This window comes from Amycolatopsis sp. cmx-4-61, from assembly GCF_046548775.1.
Lineage (GTDB): Bacteria > Actinomycetota > Actinomycetes > Mycobacteriales > Pseudonocardiaceae > Amycolatopsis.
The window spans coordinates 234,976-253,692 of the sequence record NZ_JAEBEI010000012.1 but is presented as its reverse complement, the minus strand read 5'-3'; the positions used below and the strand labels follow the sequence as shown (position 1 = coordinate 253,692).

20 protein-coding genes are annotated in these 18,717 nt (G+C 71.6%); 12 read left to right on the top strand and 8 right to left on the bottom strand.

The annotated features are described in order from the left end of the window. The first annotated feature begins 72 nt into the window (after positions 1–72). The 6 genes from ACLJOU_RS30075 (at position 73) to ACLJOU_RS30050 (ending at position 4,544) form a co-directional block, all read left to right on the top strand. Positions 73–381: a VOC family protein gene (locus ACLJOU_RS30075; RefSeq protein WP_410571966.1), complete on the top strand. Its 309-nt coding sequence runs from the start codon at positions 73–75 to the stop codon at positions 379–381. Between the two features lie 27 nt (positions 382–408). Beyond that, on the top strand, positions 409–864 hold the full coding sequence (locus ACLJOU_RS30070) for a nitroreductase family deazaflavin-dependent oxidoreductase (protein ID WP_410571964.1): 456 nt from the start codon (positions 409–411) through the stop codon (positions 862–864). A gap of 177 nt (positions 865–1,041) precedes the next feature. Then, complete coding sequence (locus ACLJOU_RS30065; RefSeq protein ID WP_410571962.1) at positions 1,042–1,965, top strand: ACP S-malonyltransferase; 924 nt, start codon at positions 1,042–1,044, stop codon at positions 1,963–1,965. Further along, on the top strand, positions 1,962–2,945 hold the full coding sequence (locus ACLJOU_RS30060; protein WP_410571960.1) for a beta-ketoacyl-ACP synthase III: 984 nt from the start codon (positions 1,962–1,964) through the stop codon (positions 2,943–2,945). Before ACLJOU_RS30065 ends, ACLJOU_RS30060 begins: the two co-directional genes overlap by 4 nt. 74 nt (positions 2,946–3,019) lie before the next feature. Further along, on the top strand, positions 3,020–3,265 hold the full coding sequence (locus tag ACLJOU_RS30055; RefSeq protein ID WP_004559006.1) for an acyl carrier protein: 246 nt from the start codon (positions 3,020–3,022) through the stop codon (positions 3,263–3,265). Positions 3,266–3,293: 28 nt separating this feature from the next. Further along, the gene (locus ACLJOU_RS30050; RefSeq protein WP_410571958.1) at positions 3,294–4,544 is read left to right on the top strand and encodes a beta-ketoacyl-[acyl-carrier-protein] synthase family protein; all 1,251 of its coding nucleotides are present in this window, start codon (positions 3,294–3,296) and stop codon (positions 4,542–4,544) included. Positions 4,545–4,599: 55 nt separating this feature from the next. On the opposite strand, the gene ACLJOU_RS30045 is transcribed toward ACLJOU_RS30050, so the two are convergent. Both ACLJOU_RS30045 and ACLJOU_RS30040 read right to left on the bottom strand, forming a co-directional pair. Next, positions 4,600–5,193 carry a hypothetical protein gene (locus ACLJOU_RS30045; RefSeq protein WP_410571956.1) on the bottom strand — a complete coding sequence of 198 codons (594 nt, stop codon included), beginning with the start codon at positions 5,191–5,193 and terminating at the stop codon, positions 4,600–4,602. 32 nt (positions 5,194–5,225) lie between these two features. Then, the gene (locus ACLJOU_RS30040; protein WP_360265473.1) at positions 5,226–5,729 is read right to left on the bottom strand and encodes a DUF3145 domain-containing protein; all 504 of its coding nucleotides are present in this window, start codon (positions 5,727–5,729) and stop codon (positions 5,226–5,228) included. 271 nt (positions 5,730–6,000) lie between these two features. On the opposite strand from ACLJOU_RS30040, the gene ACLJOU_RS30035 reads away from it, so the two are divergent. Further along, positions 6,001–8,352 carry a hypothetical protein gene (locus ACLJOU_RS30035; protein ID WP_410571953.1) on the top strand — a complete coding sequence of 784 codons (2,352 nt, stop codon included), beginning with the start codon at positions 6,001–6,003 and terminating at the stop codon, positions 8,350–8,352. A 4-nt stretch (positions 8,353–8,356) separates the two neighbouring features. Here ACLJOU_RS30035 and ACLJOU_RS30030 read toward each other — a convergent pair whose 3' ends face one another. Continuing rightward, on the bottom strand, positions 8,357–9,745 hold the full coding sequence (locus tag ACLJOU_RS30030; RefSeq protein ID WP_410571951.1) for a dihydrolipoyl dehydrogenase family protein: 1,389 nt from the start codon (positions 9,743–9,745) through the stop codon (positions 8,357–8,359). Positions 9,746–9,887: 142 nt separating this feature from the next. Between ACLJOU_RS30030 and ACLJOU_RS30025 the strand changes: the two genes are divergently transcribed. Next, the gene (locus tag ACLJOU_RS30025; RefSeq protein WP_410571949.1) at positions 9,888–10,400 is read left to right on the top strand and encodes a histone-like nucleoid-structuring protein Lsr2; all 513 of its coding nucleotides are present in this window, start codon (positions 9,888–9,890) and stop codon (positions 10,398–10,400) included. Positions 10,401–10,415: 15 nt separating this feature from the next. Here ACLJOU_RS30025 and ACLJOU_RS30020 read toward each other — a convergent pair whose 3' ends face one another. The 5 genes from ACLJOU_RS30020 to ACLJOU_RS30000 form a co-directional block, all read right to left on the bottom strand. Beyond that, on the bottom strand, positions 10,416–11,147 hold the full coding sequence (locus tag ACLJOU_RS30020; protein ID WP_410571947.1) for a lipoate--protein ligase family protein: 732 nt from the start codon (positions 11,145–11,147) through the stop codon (positions 10,416–10,418). Next, a complete protein-coding gene (locus ACLJOU_RS30015; protein WP_410571945.1) occupies positions 11,144–12,532 on the bottom strand; it encodes an NAD(P)(+) transhydrogenase (Re/Si-specific) subunit beta in 1,389 nt (462 codons plus the stop codon). The genes ACLJOU_RS30020 and ACLJOU_RS30015 overlap by 4 nt, the downstream gene beginning before the upstream one ends. After that, on the bottom strand, positions 12,529–12,834 hold the full coding sequence (locus ACLJOU_RS30010) for an NAD(P) transhydrogenase subunit alpha (protein WP_033261827.1): 306 nt from the start codon (positions 12,832–12,834) through the stop codon (positions 12,529–12,531). Before ACLJOU_RS30010 ends, ACLJOU_RS30015 begins: the two co-directional genes overlap by 4 nt. Before the next feature lie 5 nt (positions 12,835–12,839). Next, positions 12,840–13,952, bottom strand: coding sequence for a Re/Si-specific NAD(P)(+) transhydrogenase subunit alpha (locus ACLJOU_RS30005; RefSeq protein WP_410571943.1), 1,113 nt, complete (start codon positions 13,950–13,952; stop codon positions 12,840–12,842). A gap of 122 nt (positions 13,953–14,074) precedes the next feature. Beyond that, positions 14,075–14,734 carry a TetR family transcriptional regulator gene (locus tag ACLJOU_RS30000; protein ID WP_410571942.1) on the bottom strand — a complete coding sequence of 220 codons (660 nt, stop codon included), beginning with the start codon at positions 14,732–14,734 and terminating at the stop codon, positions 14,075–14,077. Positions 14,735–14,828: 94 nt separating this feature from the next. Here ACLJOU_RS30000 and ACLJOU_RS29995 point away from each other — a divergent pair, with 94 nt between their 5' ends. The 4 genes from ACLJOU_RS29995 (at position 14,829) to ACLJOU_RS29980 (ending at position 18,711) form a co-directional block, all read left to right on the top strand. Beyond that, the gene (locus ACLJOU_RS29995; RefSeq protein ID WP_410571940.1) at positions 14,829–15,896 is read left to right on the top strand and encodes a ferredoxin reductase; all 1,068 of its coding nucleotides are present in this window, start codon (positions 14,829–14,831) and stop codon (positions 15,894–15,896) included. Between the two features lie 19 nt (positions 15,897–15,915). After that, complete coding sequence (locus ACLJOU_RS29990; protein ID WP_410571938.1) at positions 15,916–17,022, top strand: fatty acid desaturase family protein; 1,107 nt, start codon at positions 15,916–15,918, stop codon at positions 17,020–17,022. Between the two features lie 7 nt (positions 17,023–17,029). Beyond that, a complete protein-coding gene (locus ACLJOU_RS29985) occupies positions 17,030–17,230 on the top strand; it encodes a hypothetical protein (protein WP_410571936.1) in 201 nt (66 codons plus the stop codon). Between the two features lie 185 nt (positions 17,231–17,415). Continuing rightward, a complete protein-coding gene (locus tag ACLJOU_RS29980; RefSeq protein WP_410571934.1) occupies positions 17,416–18,711 on the top strand; it encodes a sensor histidine kinase in 1,296 nt (431 codons plus the stop codon). The last annotated feature ends 6 nt before the right edge of the window (positions 18,712–18,717 follow it).

Genomic DNA, 18,717 nt, shown 5'->3' with positions numbered 1-18,717 from the left:
TCGCCGGTGTCGAGAACCCGGCGACGGCTCCGTCCCCGGGGTACGAGCAGCCGCCCGACCCCGGGAGAGAGCATGACCATCCGGCGCATGGACAACATCGGCATCGTCGTCGACGATCCGGACGGCCACGGGCGCCTCGAGCTGATGAAGTTCCACGCGCCCGCGGCGCCCGGGCCCGCCCAGGCGGACGCTCCGGTCAACGCCTTCGGCCTGCGCCGCATCATGTTCGCCGTCGAGGACATCGAGGCGGTCGTGGCCCGGGTGCGCCCGCGCGGCGGCGAACCCCTGGGCGAGCTGGTGCAGTACGGGACCAGCCACCGGCTCCACTACCTGCGCGGCCCCGAAGGCATCATCGTCGCGCTCGCCGAACAGCTCCGCTGAACCCCCCTCCGAGGAAAGGACGTCACCATGGCCGTCGCCGACGACCTCGACCGCGCCACCGACACCACCGACCCGCAGTGGGGCTGGGTCGCCGAGCAGACCCGCACGTACCTGGCCTCGGGTGGCACGGTGGGACACGAGTCGAACGGGGTGCGCACCCTCGTCCTGGCCACCACCGGCCGCCGGACCGGCCTGCCCCGGCGGACCTGCCTGATCTACGGCACCGCCGGGGACGACTTCGTGGTCGTCGCGTCCAAGGGCGGCGCCGACGACGACCCGGCGTGGTACAGGAACCTCCTGGACGAGCCGAGCGTCGGCGTCCAGGTCGGCACCCGCCGGTTCACCGCCCGCGCCCGGGTCGCGTCGCCGGACGAGCGCGGCGCCCTCTGGGCGGAGATGGCGGCGATCTTCCCCCTCTACGACGAGTACGCGCGGAAGACCGACCGCGTGATCCCCGTCGTCGTGCTCACCCCGCAAGCCTGATCCGAGACGGGCGTCACGTGATGGACTTAACAGCGAAAGGTGATTGAACCCGACAAGGCTTCCGGGTTACGCGCGAGCTTCTGCGGCGCATCTTTGGAGGGTTCCGACAAAGACGCCGCACAGACACTGTGAACGTCGGCATCCCGGAAAACACCCTCCGCCGTGTTGTCTTGAAGGGTGACAGCAGCAGTCCTCGCTCCCGGCCAGGGGTCCCAGACCCCCGGCATGTTCACGCCCTGGCTCGACCTCGACGGCGCGCGCGAGCGCGTCGCGCAGTGGTCCGACCGCGCCGGGCTCGACCTGCTCCGCCTCGGCACCGAGTCGGACGCCGACGAGATCCAGGACACCGCGATCGCCCAGCCGCTGATCGTGGCGCTGTCGCTGCTCACCTTCGAGCACCTCCAGGCCACCGCGCCGGTGCCCGCCGACGCGCCGGTCGCCGGCCACTCCGTCGGCGAGCTCGCGGCCGCCGCGATCGCCGGGGTGCTGAAGCCGGAAGACGCCGTCGCGCTCGCCGCCGTCCGCGGGGCCGAGATGGCGAAGGCGTGCGCGCTGGAACCGACGTCGATGGCCGCGGTCATGCTCGGGGACCCCGAGCAGGTCGTCGCGTGGCTCGGAGAGCAGGGTCTGACCGCCGCGAACCGCAACGGTGCCGGCCAGATCGTCGCCTCCGGCGCCGCGGACGCGATCGCCAAGATCGTCGCCGAGCCCCTCGAAGGCACGAAGATCCGCGCCCTCAAGGTCGCCGGCGCGTTCCACACGCAGTACATGGCGCCCGCCGAAGAGGCGATGCGCGCCCACGCCGCCGAGCTGACCCCGGCCGACCCCACCCGGCCGCTGCTGTCCAACGCGGACGGCACGGTCGTCACCAGCGGTGCCGAGTACCTGGCGCGGCTGGTCTCCCAGGTCACCCGCCCGGTCCGCTGGGACCTGACGATGGACGGCCTGGCCTCGCTCGGCGTCACCCGCACGATCGAACTGGCGCCCGCGGGCACCCTGACCGGCCTGGTCAAGCGGCAGCTCAAGGGCGTCGTCACCACTATCACCGCGCTGAAGACGCCGGCCGAACTGGCGGCGCTGCGCCAGGAGGACGCCTCGTGACCGACCGACCCGCCCTGAGCCTGCGCACCGGCTCCCGCGGCAGCCGCGTGCTGGGTGTCGGCAGCTACCAGCCCGCGAAGATCGTCACCAACGACGACCTGTCGCAGGTCATGGAGACCAACGACGAGTGGATCCAGACCCGCGTCGGGATCGTCGAGCGCCGGTTCGCCGAGAAGGACGAGCTGCTCACCGACATGGCCGTCGCCGCCGGCACCGCCGCGCTCGCCGACGCCGGGGTCGACCCGTCCGAAGTGGACACGGTGATCCTGCCGAACTGCACCATGCCGACGCTGATCCCGAACGCCGCCGCCCAGGTCGCGGCCCGGATCGGCATCCCCAGCCCCGGTGCGTTCGACCTCAACGCGGCGTGCGCCGGGTTCTGCTACGGCCTCGGCGTCGCCTCCGACCTCGTCCGGGCCGGTTCGGCGAAGAAGGTCCTGGTCATCGGCGCGGAAAAGCTCACCGACTCGGTCGACCCGGTCGACCGGGCCAACGCGATCATCTTCGCCGACGGCGCGGGCGCCGCGGTCGTCGGCCCGTCCGACGAGCCGGAGATCGGCCCGGTGTCGTGGGGCAGCGCGGGCGACCTGGTCGACCTGATCTACATGCGCGACGAGAAGTACATCTACCAGGAGGGCCAGTCGGTCTTCCGGTGGGCGACCACGAAGATCGCACCGATCGCCATGCAGGCGCTGGACGCCGCCGGGCTGAAGCCGTCCGATGTGGACGTGCTGATCCCGCACCAGGCGAACCTGCGGATCGTCGAGGCGATCGCGAAGAAGCTGCGGGCCAACGGCGCCCGCGACGACATGGTCGTCGCCGACGACATCAGGTTCTCCGGCAACACCTCGTCGGCCTCCATCCCCCTCGCGCTGGACCACATGCGCAAGGCCGGGACGGCCAAGACCGGTGACGTGGTGCTGGCGGTCGGGTTCGGCGCGGGCCTGTCCTACGCCGGGCAGGCGTTCGTCTGCCCCTGATCACCGTTACGCTCCCCGCGGGCATTCGCCCGAGGGCAACAGACCCCCAGAAAGACCGAGAAGGGAACTACCCCATGGCTGACAACGCTGAGATCCTCGCCGGCCTCGCCGAGATCGTCGAAGAGGTCGCCGGTGTGGCTCAGGACGACGTCACCGCCGAGAAGTCGTTCGTGGACGATCTGGACATCGACTCGCTGTCGATGGTCGAGATCGCCGTGCAGGCCGAGGACAAGTTCGGCGTCAAGATCCCGGACGACGAGCTCGCCAACCTGAAGACCGTGGGCGACGCGGTGAACTACGTGTCGGCCAACTCGAAGTAAGTCCTCTTCCCTCCTTGAGGAGACTCCCATGAGCAACATCGACGTCGTGATCACCGGTCTCGGCGCCACCACACCGCTCGGCGGGGACGTCACGTCCACCTGGGACGGTCTGCTGGCCGGACGGAGCGGGATCCGGACGATCGAGGCCGACTGGGTCGAGGAGCTGCAGCTGCCGGTCAAGATCGGCGGCCAGCTGGCCGTCGAACCGACCGAAGTCCTGCCGCGGGTCCAGGCCCGCCGGATGGACCGCTGCGAGCAGGTCGCGCTGATCGCGGCCCGGCAGGCGTGGGCCGACGCCGGGTACACCGAGCCGACCGACGAGCACACCGATGTGGACCCCGATCGCCTCGGCGTGTCGATCGGCACCGGCGTCGGCGGTCCCGTCACCCTGCTCACCCAGAACGACCTGTTGCACCAGCAGGGTCTCCGCAAGGTGTCGCCGCTGACCGTGCCGATGCTGATGCCGAACGGCCCGGCCGCGCACGTGGGCATCGACCTCAAGGCGCGGGCCGGGGTGCACTCCCCGGCCTCGGCCTGTGCCTCGGGCGCCGAGGGCATCGCCAGCGGCGTGGAGATGATCCGGTCCGGGCGCGCCGACGTCGTGATCGCGGGAGGCGCCGAAGCGTGCATCCACCCGATCACGCTGGCCGGGTTCGCCCAGGCCCGCACGGTCTCCACCCGCAACGACGACCCGGCGAGCGCGTCGCGGCCGTTCGACGCCAACCGCGACGGCTTCGTCCTCGGCGAGGGCGCCGGCGTGGTCATCCTGGAGCGCGCGGACCTGGCGAAGGCCCGCGGCGCGCGGGTCTACGCGACGATCGCCGGGCACGGCATCACCTCGGACGCCTACCACATCACCGGCAACCACCCCGAGGGCATCGGCCAGATCGCCGCGATGCGCGCGGCGATGAAGATGGCCGGCGTCACCCCGGCGGACATCGGGCACGTGAACGCGCACGCGACGTCCACTGTGGTCGGTGACATCGGCGAGGCGGCGGCGATCCGCAACGCGGTCGGCGAACACCCGGTCGTGACGGCCCCGAAGGGCTCGCTCGGCCACCTGGTCGGCGGCGCGGGCGCGGTCGAGGGGATCATCACGATCCTGTCGCTGTACCACGGCATCGTGCCGGCGACGCTCAACCTGACCGACCTGGACCCGCGGGTGCAGCTGGACGTCGTCGCGGGCGAGCCGCGCAAGGTCGAGCTGACCGCGGCGATCAGCAACTCGTTCGGCTTCGGCGGCCACAACACCGCGCTGCTGTTCACCCCGGCGGCCTGAGTTCCCCGGAACTGAAGAAGGGGCCCGGCTTCGGCCGGGCCCCTTCTTCGCGTCTTCAGCACTTTTCGTGTTCGGGTGGTGGCCCCCCGTCGACGGCGGCGACCTTCAGGACTCCTTTGTCCACCACCATCGGCATCACGAGCCGCCACTTGATGCAGGCCTCGCGGAAGAACGGCGGGGCGTCGTCGAGCTCCTGCCGGCTGGTGAACCCGACCAGCACGCGCAGCGAGTTCCCCGACGCGCGCTCGATCCGGTAGACGAGGGCGTTGCTGTCCTTTGTGGTGCGCACGCCCTTCTTCCAGTCGCCCTGCGACTGGCCGGCGGCCCGCTCGTCGGTGACCACGGCCGTCCACTGCTGGTACTGCTTGGTGTTGATGGCCGCGAAGTACTTCTTCAGGACCTTGCGGACGGCGTCGGCCTGCGGGTGGGCCTTCGCGTCGTCGGTCATCGCGACGTCGTCCACCGCGGCCGGCGCGCCGCTGCCCGCCGTGGACGGCGTCGCCGCCGCGACGGAGGTGTCGTCGGCCGGCTGGTCGGGCCGACGGTAGAGCTCGCGCGCGAGCAGGCCGCCGCCCACGGTCACGGACAGCACCACGACCACGACGGGCACCAGCCAGCGCTGGCGAGAGCTGGGGGCGGGGGTGGTCACGCCGGAAAGCGTACCGGCCCCCGTCCCGCGGCTCAGCCGACCTGGTGCAGCCAGGTCACCGGCGCGCCGTCGCCGGCGTGGCGGAAGGGCTCGAGCGCCTCGTCCCAGCTCGCGGCCAGGAGCTCGTCCAGCTTGTGCGCGAGGGACTCGCCGCCGCGGGTCATGCTGACGAGCGCGCGCAGCTGGTCCTCGCCCACCACGATGTCGCCGTTGGCGCTGGTCCGGCCGTGCCACAGGCCGAGGCCGGGCGCGAAGCAGAACCGTTCGCCGTCGACGCCCGCGCTGGGCTCTTCGGTGACTTCGAACCGGAGCATCGGCCACGCCTTGAGCGCGGCCGCCAGTTTGGCGCCGGTGCCCGCGGGCGCGCGCCAGCCGCACTCGGCGCGAAGCTGACCCGGACTGGCCGGCTGCGCCGTCCACTTCAGGTCAACGCGGGCACCCAGGGTGCCCGAAATGGCCCACTCGACGTGCGGACACACCGCAGACGGCGACGAGTGGACGTACACCACACCTCGGGTGCTGCCACGGGTGCTCACTGCTACCTCCGCATGTTGCTCGACGAGGGACGTCTTCCCCTACGCCCTGTCTCGAGCTGCGGAACGGCTTCAGCGCGGCTCCCGAATGCCGCCTCCGATGCGTTGTAGCACATTCTGCACCCCAACCGTGCCGTTTGGCCACATGAACACCACAAGTCACCCGCCGCCCCACTTTCGGAGGGCAAGCGCCGCGGCGCGCCCGTGTCGCGCGGCTGATTGCGCTGGGCGCGCTAGCGTGTTGACCCGGAACGACGAGCAGGGAGGGACAGCGGTGCGACTGGTGCGCCTGGAGCGGCAGCAGTCCCGGGTGGCGGACGACATCCGGGCGGCACTGGCGTCCCTGGGCCGCGGCGGCACCGTGATCGGCGGCATCGCGCTGGTGGGTGTCGACCTCGTGGGTGTCGACGGCGTGGGTGTCGACGGCGTGGGTGTCGACGGCGTGGGTGTCGACGGCGTGGCGGACCGCCCGATCGAGGCGGTGGTCCTGCTCCCCCACGGCGTGATCATCGTGATCGGCGTGGACCTGCCGGACCCGGCCCTGCGCCTGGAGGCACCCCTGGGCGGCCCCTGGAAGGCGGACGGCTGGCCCCTGGTCGCGGACGACGACTCGGTGAACCCGGCCACGGAGGCCCTGGACCGGTCGCAGGCGTGCGAAAAGCGGATCGCGGCACTGGTGCCGGGAGCGGCCCCGGTGGGCACGATCATCGCGGTGGGACCGTACGTCGAGACGGTCGACCAGCCGGCGGCGGACCTGGCGGGCCCGGTCCGCGTCCTGCACCCGACCCCGACGACGATGCTGGCGGCCACGGTGTCGTTGGCGACGGCCCACCGGCCGAGGTCGGTGGACCAGGTCCGGGCCCTGATCCGCGGACTGGCGCCGTCGGCCCCGGAGCTGTCGGACGAGGTGCTGCTGGGCGAAGGGTTCAGCAGGCTGACCGATGACGCGCCCCCGGAGTCCCGTTGGGACGATCCCCCGGCCCCGGCCCCGGCGGCGGCCCCGGCCTCGGCTGCTGCGGCGGCGGCGGCGGCCCCGGCTGCGGCGGCCCCGGCTGCGGCGGCCTCGATCCCGGCGGCGGCGGCCTCGGGCCCGGCTGCGGAGGCGGCCTCGGGCCCGGCGGCGGCCTCGGTCCCGGCGGCGGCCTCGGTCCCGGCTGCGACCGACTGGCGAACCGAACCCCCGGTGGAAGCCGAGCCGGAGCCCACTGGCGGCTCGGCGGCGGAGGCTGCTTCCGCAACCGGACGCACCGAGGTGCTCTCGTCTCCCGCGCCGGAGGTCCCCGCAGTTCCCTCGGCGCGGCCGGTGTTCCCGGGCACCGAGATTCCCGAAGGCGGCGCGCCCGAGGTACCAGCTGCCGAGAAACCGGCCGACTCCGCCGATTCTTCACCGCACCCGGTCGGCGCACCCGCGGAGGGGGAAGCAGACCGCACCGAGGTGCTTCCCGCGCCCGCCTCGGAGCAGGCGGCCCCCGCAGACACCCCGGTGTTCTCCGGCCCCGAGACCGCGGAACCGTCCGAATCTTCCGCCGCCGAGGCCGAGCGGACCGAGAACCTTCGCCTTCCCTCGCCGAGCAGCGAGCCGGTCGAGGCCTCGGCCGCCGAAGCCGAGCCAGCCCCCGAACCCAGCGCATCGCAGGCCGCCGAAGCCGAGCGAGCCTCCGAACTCACCGCATCGCAGGTCACCGCCGAAGCCGAGCCAGCCCCCGAACCCAGCGCATCGCAGGTCACCGAAACCGAGCGAGCCTCCGAACTCACCGCATCGCAGGTCGCCGAAACCCAGCCAGCCCCCGAACCCACCGCATCGCAGGTCACCGAAACCCAGCCAGCCCCCGAACCCACCGCAACGCCGACCACCGAAACCCAGCCCGAGCGTCCCCGCCCACACCCCGCCGAACCCGGACCGCCCCGAGCCGTGCCCCTGCCGCGGCCCTCGGCCGGTCCGAAACCCGCCTCACCCGAAGCGCCCTCGAACCGCCCGCAGCCCTTCCCGCGCCCGCGGCCCGAGGCCGAGCCCGCCACCACCTCACGGACCGTCCGCTGGCTCCCCCTGGCCGCCATCGGGGCGCTCGCCCTGCTCGTCGTCGCCGCCATTGCCGTGGCCACCACCGGGGGGCGGACCGCCGCCGCGCCGGCTCCGGCGCCGCCGCCCGCGACCACCTCGAAGGCCGCGCCGCCGCCCAGCACTCCCGTGCGGAGCCTGCAGTTCGCTCTGCGCGCCGCCGCCGGGGATCAGCGGTGTGCCTCGCACGCCTTCGGCGACGCCCAGGCCAGCCTGCAGCGAACCAGCTGCTCAGGCGTGCAACGCGCCAGCTACGCCGCCACCATCGACGGGCGCGCCGGGGCCGTCACCGTCGGGATCGTCGCCTTCCCCGACGCCGGGCAGGCCGCCGCCTTCAAGGCCGCCGCCGACACGCCCGGCGGGGGCGGCATCCTCGATCTCGCGAGCGAGACCGGCCAGTGGGGCGCCACCCCCGCCCCGCGGTTCGAGAACGCCGCCTACGCCAGCAAGCTCGACGGCTCCTCCGTCCGGCTCGTGCAGGCCGTGTGGGCGCCGGGACCGTCCACTGCGGACGATCCCGGCCTGGTCAGGGCCGCGAAGGCCGCCCTCGACCTGCCCGCCCACTGACCCCTCAGAGCCCGTACGCCTCCAGCAGCCGCAGCCACACCTCGCTGATCGTCGGGAACGACGGCACCGCGTGCCAGAGCCGGTCCAGCGGCACCTCGCCGACGATCGCGATCGTCGCCGAATGCAGCAGCTCCGAGACGTCCTGGCCGACGAACGTCACACCCAGGAGCACGTTCCGTTCCGTGTCGACGACCATCCGGGCCTTGCCCGTGTAGCCGTCCGCGTGCAGGGACGAGCCCGCCACCGCGATGTCGATGTCGACGACCCGGTCGGCCGAGCCCGGCCGCGCGTCCGCCAGGCCGACCGCCGCCACCTCCGGGTCGGTGAACACGACCTGCGGGACCGCGTGGTGGTCGGCGGTGGCCGTGAACGGACTCCACGCCTCGGAGGACACCGGTTTGCCCGCGGCCAGCGCCGCCACCGTGTCGCCCGCCGCGCGGGCGCCGTACTTGCCCTGGTGGGTCAGCGGCGCCCGGCCGGTGACGTCGCCGGCCGCGAACAGCCAGTCACCGTCCACTGCGGACACCCGGCCGGTGTCGTCCACCTCCAGCGGCTGCCCGGGCTCGATGCCGAAGCGCTCGAGCCCGGCGGTCGCGGGACGGCGGCCGGTCGCGACCAGGAACTCGTCGACGACGACCGTCGAACCGTCCTTCAGCGTCAGCGACGTCCCGGAGTCCCCGGTGGCGACCTGGGAAACACCCGAGTCCGTGTGCACCTCGACACCGGCGTCGCGCAGCCCCTGCAGCACGAGGTCGCCCGCGAACGACGCGTTGCGCGGCAGCGGACGCGGGCCGCTGATGACCAGGTGGACCTCCGAGCCGAGCGACGCGAACGCCTGCGCCATCTCGACGCCGACCACGCCGCCGCCGAGGACGCCGAGCCGCGGCGGCACCGAAGAGGCCGACGTCGCTTCCCGCGAACCCCACGGCCGGATCGTGTCGAGCCCCGGGATCGACGGGGTGCTCGGCACGCTGCCGGTGCAGACGATCACCGCGTGCCGCGCGGTCAGCACGCGGTCGCCGCCGACCGTCACCTCCCGCTCACCGGTGATCTCGCCGTGCCCGCGGATCGGCTCGATGCCGGCGCCGCGCGCCCAGTCGACCTGTCCCGAATCGTCACCCTTGCCGGTGAACCAGTCACGGCGCTCGAACACCGCCGCCGGGTCGATCCGGTCGCCGACCGGCACGCCGGGCACCCGCTTCGCGGCGGCGAGGAGATTTCCGGGCCGCAGCAACGCCTTGCTCGGGATGCAGGCCCAGTAGGAGCACTCACCACCGAAGCGTTCGTGCTCGACGAGGGCGACCTTCAGGCCTCCGCGGGCCGCCCGTTCGGCGGCCACCTCCCCCACCGGACCGGCACCGATCACCACTACGTCAAAAGTCTGTGCAGCCATGGCTTCAGCGCACACCACTACGCGGGATCACGCAAGCCAGCGGCTATCCTCCGTCAGGAAGCTGCAAGTTTTCGGCGGCACCGGGTGCCGTCGGTCCCGGTGCGCACGAACACATCACACGTTCGAGCACGGGAGGTTTGTCGTGGCCAAGAACACGGCTGTGCAGGTGCTGGATGATCTGACCGGTGAGCCCGCGGCGGAGACCGTCGGGTTCGGCCTGGACGGCATCGACTACGACATCGACCTCTCCTTCGCCAACGCCGAGGCCCTGCGCGTGCTGCTGCAGCGCTACGCCGACGCCGGGCGCCGCACCGGCGGCCGCAAGAACCGCCCGCGGCTCGTCCCCGGCGCGAAGAAGACGCCCGCCAAGACCGCGAGAGCCGCCTCGGACAAGACCGCCGCCACCAAGACCGCGCCGGCCAAGTCTGCGCCAGCCAAGGCTGCGCCCACCAAGACCGCGTCCGCCAAGACCGCGTCCGCCCAAGCGAAGGCCACCTCGACGAAGGCCACCGCGACGAAGGCCACCACGGCCAAGACGACCGGAGCGAAGGCCGAGTCCCCGAAGCCCGCCCGCGCCAAGAAGGCCGCGGAACCCAAGAGCACCCGGGCGGCCGCGCGCAAGGTGCCGACCGTCACGTTCTCGGCGGCCGAGTAAGTCCATATAGGACAGTCAAGCGGCGCGCTGGGCGCCGTCGGTGTGCCAGGAGGGGTAGCGGTAGCGGGTGTGCAGCAACGCCCGCTGCCGCGCCAGCTCGGCCGCGGACGGCGGGCGGGGCACGAGCGTCCCGAGCAGCTGCGACGCCGCCGCCCGCACGGCCGCCTCGACCGCCGGGAACCCGGGCCGCAGGCCGTGCTCGGCCAGGGACGCCACCGGGCTGCGGTGCGAGTCGAGGGGCCGCGGGTCCGGCGGCGCGCTGGTCAGGTAGCGGCCGACGAGCCCGGCCGACGTCTCGACCAGCAGCGTCGAATGCGCCAGCAGGCCGGTCTTGGTGCGGAAGACGGCGAACCCGCACAACTTCGCGTCGTCGACGAACAGCCCGCGGTCGCCGATCCGCGGTACCAGCCCCAGCTGGTCGACGGCGGCGCTCATCACCTGGCCGAGCGCCTCCAGGGGCCGGTCCGCCGGGCCCGGCAGGACCAGGGTGACGTTCAGGTTGCCCGGGTCGTGGAACACCGTGCCGCCGCCACTGGCCCGCCGCAGCACCGGGACACCGTCGCGGACGCACTCGTCGATCCGCACTTCGCGCGCGACCCGCTGCCCGCGCCCCACCACGACGCAAACCGGGTTGCGCCAGAGCCACAGCACCGGTGACTCGGGCGCAACCCGGAGGAGCGCTTCGTCGAACGCGAGATTCTCGGCCGGATCCGTGAACGCCGCACGAACATCCGACCCGGTCGTCATAGCGCCTTGAGTTCCTCCACGATTTCGCCCACCGACGACTTGGCGTCCCCGAAGAGCATGCTGGTCTTCGGATCGTAGAACAGGTCGTTGTCGATCCCGGCGAAGCCGGAGCTCATCCCGCGTTTCAGGACGATCACGGACCGGCTCTCGTTGACCTTGAGGATCGGCATCCCGTAGATCGGCGAACTCGGGTCGGTCTGCGCGGCCGGGTTCGTGACGTCGTTCGCGCCGATCACCAGCGCGACGTCGGTCTGGGCGAACTCGGAGTTGATCTCGTCCATTTCCTTGAGCTGCTCGTACGGCACGTCGGCCTCGGCGAGCAGCACGTTCATGTGCCCCGGCATCCGGCCGGCGACCGGGTGGATCGCGTAGGCGACCGTGATGCCCTTCTTCTCGAGCAGTTTCGCCATCTCGCGGACGGTGTGCTGGGCCTGGGCCACAGCCATGCCGTACCCGGGGACCACGACGACCTTGCTGGCGTACGCCATCTGGATCGCGGTGTCGGCCGCGCTGGTCGAGCGCACCGGCCGGGCTTCCTTCGTCCCGCCGCCGGCCGCCACCGCCGGGCCACCGCCGAAACCGCCCGCGACGATCGCCGGGATGGACCGGTTCATCGCCTTGGCCATCAGGTTGGTCAGGATCGAACCGGACGCGCCGACGATCATGCCGGCCACGATCAGGGCCGTGTTGTCCAGCGCGAGACCCATCGCCGCGGCCGACAGGCCGGTGAACGCGTTGAGCAGGGAGATCACGACCGGCATGTCCGCGCCGCCGATCGGCAGCACCACGGTGAGCCCGAGGACACCCGCCGCGACCAGCAGCCCGATGATCAGCAGCTCGTTGTCGTTGCCGGCGATGATGAGCACCGCGCAGACGACCGCGATCGCCAGGAGCAGCAGGTTGACCGGCTGCTGCAGCTTGCCGAGCGTGATCGGCCGCCCGCTGATCAGCTCCTGGAGCTTGCCGAACGCGACGTTCGAGCCCCAGAAGGAGATCGAGCCGATGATCGCGGCGAACAGCGACGCGATCGCGATGTACACCGGTTCGTGCGCGTAGCCGTCGGTGGAGTTGAACTCGACCCAGGCGATGAGCGCGACCGCGCCGCCGCCGACGCCGTTGAACAGGGCCACCATCTGCGGCATCGCGGTCATCTTGACCTTGCGCGCCGACGGGACGCCGACGACGACGCCGATCCCGACGCCGAGGGCGATGAGCAGCCAGTTGCTCATCCCGGGGGTGAGCAGGGTGGCGACGACGGCGATGCCCATGCCGACCGCGGCGATCCAGTTGCCGCGGACCGCGGTGCGCGGGCCGGTGAGGCCCATCAGGCCGTAGATGAAGAGGGCGAACGCGATGATGTAGAGGATCGCGATGAAGTCGGTCACTTCGTCTCCTCTTCATCGGCCGGTGCGGGCTTCTTCGCCTTGAACATCGACAGCATCCGGTCGGTGACGAGGAAGCCGCCGACGACGTTGATCGTGCCGAAGGCGATGGCGATCACCAGCAGGATCTTGTTGAACACGCCGTCGACACCGAGACCGAGCACGACCAGGCCGCCCAGCAGCACGATGCCGTGGATGGCGTTGGTGCCGGACATCAGCGGCGTGTGCAGGGTGTTGGGCACCTTCGAGATGACGGCGAAGCCGACGAACCCGGCGAGCACCAGCACGGCCAGGTTCTGCACCAACGGACTCACGACGCGCTCCCTTCGCGCCCGGCCACGCAGGCACCGGCGACGATCTCGTCCTCGAAGTTCAGCTCGAGCGCGCCTTCCTTCGTCACGAGCAGTTCCAGCAGCTCGACGACGTTGCGCGCGTACAGCTCGCTGGCGTGCGAAGGCATTTCGGCGGGCAGGTTGAGCGGGGACGAGATGGTGACGTCGTGCTCCACGACGTCCTCGCCCGGCTTGGTCAGCTCGCAGTTGCCGCCGGTCTCGCCGGCGAGGTCGACCACGACCGACCCGGCCGGCATGCCCTTGACGGCGTCCGCGGTGACCAGCGTCGGCGCCTTGCGGCCCGGGACCAGGGCGGTGGTGATCACGACGTCGAACTTCGTGATGGCTTCGGTGAGCCGCCGCTGCTGCTCCTCGCGCTCCTCCGGCGTCAGCTCGCGGGCGTACCCCCCTTCGCCGACCGCTTCGATGCCCAGGTCGAGGAACTGCGCGCCCAGCGACTTGACCTGCTCGGCGACCTCGGGCCGGACGTCGTAGCCGGTGGTCTGCGCGCCGAGCCGCTTCGCCGTGGCGAGCGCCTGCAGGCCGGCGACGCCGGCGCCGAGCACCAGCACCTTGGCCGGTGGGACGGTGCCGGCGGCGGTGGTGAGCATCGGGAAGAACCGCGGGAGCTTCTGCGCGGCGAGCAGCACCGCCCGGTACCCGCCGATGCTGGCCTGCGACGACAACGCGTCCATCGCCTGTGCCCGGGAAATCCGCGGGATCGCCTCCATCGCGAAAGCGCGTACGCCCGCTTCTTCGAGCTTCGCGAGGCCGTCCGGATTGCCGCGCGGATCGAGGAAACCGACGAGGACGGCACCCCGGCCCAGTTTCGCGACTTCCCCCGGCGATGGCGGGTTGACCTTCACGACGATCGGGGCACCCCACGCGTCGCCGAGTTCGGCGCCGGCTCGGGTGTACGCGTCGTCACTCAGGTGCGCACCGGATCCGGCGCCCGGCTCGACGACGACGCGCAGCCCGCGCTGCACGAGCCGTCCGACGAGCTTGGGCACCACGGCCACCCGCCGCTCCCCGGGGCGTGATTCGGCCACCACACCCACGGTGAGCTGCTGACTCTGTTCGCTGTCCGTCACACGACCTCCTCATCGGCGAGGCACGATCCGAGGGTTGTACCACGTCGGACCGACAGTCCCCAGTGACGTGAGTCGCAAGTCTCGCGGTTGTGCCAGAAGATACGAGTGCGGGCAGGAACCGTTCAGCTGCTTTTCCAGTGCGGGACGCCGAGCAGCACCAGACGCAGCCGTTTTTCCGCCGTTCCGGTGATTTTCGCGTCGTCACCCGGGCGGGCTTCCAGCAGTTCGACAATGGTCGTCAGCATCACGGAGACGATCAAGTCGGCCAGCATGTGCAGGTCTTCGGTGCTCCATTCGCGCAGCTTCGGGAACCGGGCGAGGTCGATCGCGAGATCGCCGGAGAACAGGCGCAGTTCGACGCCGATCGCCTCGGCGAGCGAACCGCCGGCGTACCGCTCGCGGGTCAGGAACCGGAAGTGGTCCTCGTGCGCCCGGACGAAGTGGTGCAACGTCGTCACCGATGCGCTGATCATCCCCTGGTAGCTGTCCCGGTCCGTGCGGGCGGAGCGGATCATCCCGCGCAGCGTGCGCGTGGTCTCTTCGACGAGCGCGACGCCGAGTTCCTCCATCGAGGCGAAGTGCCGGTAGAACGCCGTGGGGACGAGACCGGCCCCCTTCGCGACCTCGCGCAGGGAGAGCGTGGCGAACGGGCGGTCGGCCAGCAGGTCCAGGGCGGTGTCCAGCAGTGCCTGGCGCGTGCGCAATTTGCGCTCTTGGCGGCTCACCGGCGTCAGGGGTTCGGACACGGACTCCAGCGTACGGGTGTCCACCGCGTTGCTCACGTCACATCCTCCGCGTCTCGCGTTGACAGCGTGTCCACTCCTGCAGTGCACTATTGAGTGCACAGTCGTTCACTGTAACCGAGGAGGTTCGGAGATGACGGCGCTCATCCCCCGGCGGGTGCGCGGCCTCGCCTCGCTGGCCGAGGCGCTGCTGACGCCGCACGGGATGGACCGGTACCTGGAGCTCGTCGACCCGATGCTCGTCCGCCGCGAGATCCGCGGGCTGGTCACGGCGGTGCGCAAGCAGACGCCCGGCACCGTCACCCTCACCGTCAAGCCCAGCCGCGCGTGGCCCGGCTTCACCGCCGGCCAGTACGTCCGCATGCAAGTCGAGATCGACGGCGTCCGGCGCACGCGCTGCTATTCGCCCTGCGGTTCGCAGTACGACGGCGAACTGGAGTTCACGGTCAAGGAGCAGGGCCTGGTCTCCGGCCACCTGAACCGCGCGATCGGCGTCGGCTCGGTCGTGAATCTGTCCACTCCGGACGGCACGTTCACGCTGCCCGCGGCGCGCCCGGACCGCCTCCTGCTGATCGCGGGCGGCAGCGGCATCACCCCGGTGCTCGCCATGGCCCGCACCCTGGTCGCGGAGGGCCACCCGGGCGAGATCGTGTTCGTGCAGTACTCGAACGGCCCGGCCGACGCGCTGTACCGCACCGAACTGGCCGAACTCGCCGCCCGGCACCCCGGCCTGCGGGTCGTGCACGCCTACACCGGTTCGACGGGTGGCGACCTGACCGGGTTCTTCGCGCCGGAGCACCTGGAGCGGGTCGCACCGTGGTTCCGCGACGCGGAGGCGTTCGTCTGCGGCCCGAAGCCGCTGATGGACGCGGTTCGCGCGGAACTGGGTGAACGCGTGCACACCGAAGAGTTCACGCCGCCGGCGTTGACCTTCGACACGGCGGACGCGGAAGGCCGGGTGCGATTCAAGCGCAGCGGTCGCGAATGCGCCAATTCGGGGAAGCCGTTGCTGGAGCAGGCCGAGGAAGCCGGGCTCTCGCCCGAGCACGGCTGCCGGATGGGCATCTGCTTCTCCTGCACGCAGCTGAAGACCGCCGGGCGCGTCCGCAACGCGCGCACCGGCGAGGTTTCCGGCGACGAAGACGAAGAAATCCAGCTCTGCATCTCCGTCCCGGTCGGGGACGTCGAGATCGACGCTTAGTGAGTCAGAGGAGATTGTCATGACCGGTCTGCAGGACCGACTGACCCCGGCACAGGTCGAGGAGTTCGGCCGCGAGCTCGACGCGCTGCGGCAGCGGATCGTCGACGACCTGGGCCAGGAGGACGTCGACTACATCCACGACATCATCAAGACCCAGCGCGGCCTGGAGGTCGCCGGGCGGGCGCTGCTGTTCGCCGGGTTCTTCCCGCCGGCGTGGCTGGCCGGCGTCGGCGCGCTGTCGCTGGCCAAGATCCTCGACAACATGGAGATCGGCCACAACGTCATGCACGGCCAGTACGACTGGACGCGCGACCCGGCGCTGAGTTCGCAGCGCTTCGAGTGGGACACGGTGGCGCCGGCGGAGAACTGGCGGCACTCGCACAACTACATCCACCACACGTACACGAACATCGTCGACAAGGACCGCGACGTCGGCTACGGCATCCTGCGGATGGACACGGCCCAGAAGTGGCACCCGTACTACCTGGGCAACCCGGTGTACGCGACGCTGCTGGCGATCTTCTTCCAGTGGGGCGTGATGCTGCACGACCTCGAGGTCGAGAACGTCGTCAAGGGTTCGCGGAGCTGGGCCGACAACGTCCCGGTGCTGAAGAAGATCGTCCGGAAGGCCTCCCGGCAGGTCGGCAAGGACTACGTGCTGTTCCCGCTGCTGACCGGCCCGCTGGCGCCGCTGACGTTCCTCGGCAACGCGACGGCGAACCTGACCCGCAACCTGTGGGCGTTCGCGATCATCTTCTGCGGCCACTTCCCGGCGGACGTCGAAAGCTTCACCGAGGAGGAGACCTCGGAGGAGTCGCGGGGGCAGTGGTACCTGCGCCAGATCCTGGGTTCGGCGAACATCACGGGCGGCCCGCTGTTCCACATCCTGAGCGGCAACCTGTCCCACCAGATCGAGCACCACCTGTTCCCGGACATCCCGGCGCGCCGGTACCCGCAGATCGCGGACGAGGTGCGGGCGATCTGCGAGAAGTACGGCCTGCCGTACCACACGGGCCCGCTGCGCAAGCAGCTGTGGTCGGTGGCGAAGAAGATCGTGAAGCTGGCCCTGCCCGTCCCGCAGTCCCCGGCTACCGTGGAACCCGACCGGCAGCTCCGAGCAGCGTGAGGGTGACATGGTGGGCCAGTTCGAGCGCGAGAAGGACACCCTGCAGGTGATCACCGAATCAGCGGCGACGCACGTCGGCAACATAGCGTCGATCATCACGGGCGCGGTCCGCGACATCGCCCGCGAGACGGGTGAGTGGCTCACCGACGTGATCGAGATGCGGGAAGCGGCCCAGCGGGCCCGGGAGGACGACCCGGACACGCTGTGAGCGGTGCGTCGGGCGAGCCATCCCCACCCTCCCGGGGTTGTGGATGACTCGTCCGGCACGGCCGGGGCGACCTCCAGCGCCGCCCCCGCGGACTTCCCCACGGGAGCGTTCCCCAGCCCGAACCCGAAAACCCCGCAGACTTCACCCCTTGGGGTCTTCCCGGGCCGAACCCGGGGGAAAACCGGATGGGCGCACCACCCGCCCCCGGCGAAACTGAACCCGTGACCACCCTCGACCCACCGCACCCCCTGCACCGCGTCTTCGGCCCCCTCGCCTCGCGGGACTTCCGGGCCGAGTACCTCTGGCTCTGGCTCGCCGGCCCGCTCACCGTCTTCTCCCTGTTCAGCTTCCTCGCGCTGCTCGCGCTCGGGCTCTGGCTCACCCCCGTCCTGCTGGGGTTCCTCGTCCTCGCCGGCGCCCTCCTCTACGCCCGCGGTCTCGGCGCCGCCCACCGCGCGCTCGCGAAACACCTGCTCGGCGTCAGCGTGCCCGCCCCGCGGCGGCCCGAGCTCAAACCCGGGCTCTGGAGCTGGGTCAAGGCCCGCGTCGGCGACGCCGCGGGCTGGCGCGCCGCCGGGTACCTGCTGCTGCGCCTCCCCCTCACCGTCGCCGGTCTCTTCACCGTCTTCACCGCGACCTTCTACGGCCTCGCCGCCACCACCTACTCCTTCCTCTGGTTCCCGCTGGGCGAACGCCGGATGCCCTTCGGCATCCACGCCGTCGGCTGGGCCGGTGCGCTGGCCTGGTCGGCGTCCGGGCTGCTGGTGCTGGTGGTGCTTCCGTGGGTGACGCACGCCTTCGTCGCCCTCGACCGGCTGCTGGTCGTCGGGTTGCTCGGCGAACGCGAGCTCTCCGAACGGGTGCGGGACCTCGAGGCGAGCCGGGCGACGGCGGTCGAGGACGCCGCCCTGCGGCTGCGGCGGATCGAACGCGATCTGCACGACGGTGCGCAGGCCCAGCTCGTCGCACTGGCCATGAAGCTCGGGCTGGCCAAGGACGAACTCGCCGAGGTCGACCTCCCGCAGGTCAAGGAGCTGGTCACCTCGGCGCACGCCAACGCCAAGCAGGCGCTGACCGAGCTGCGCGACCTCGCCCGCGGCATCCACCCGGCCGCACTGGACGCGGGACTGGACGTCGCCCTCGCCACGCTCGTCGCGACGTCCGGGATCGACGCGCGGGTCGGGGTGGACCTGCCGCGCCGGCCGCCGCCGTCGCTGGAAACCATCGTCTACTTCAGCGCCGCCGAGCTGCTCACGAACGCCGCCAAGCACGGCGGGACGACGCTGGTCGAAGTCACCGAGGAACAGAACGTCCTGCGGCTGCGCGTGCGCGACAGCGGCCCCGGCGGCGCCCGGATCGTGCCGGGTGGCGGGCTGGCCGGCGTCGCCGAACGGCTGCGGACGGTCGACGGCGAACTGCTCGTCAGCAGTCCGCCGGGCGGTCCGACCGAAGTGACCGCGCGGGTGCCGCTGCCCCGCTAGGGTCGC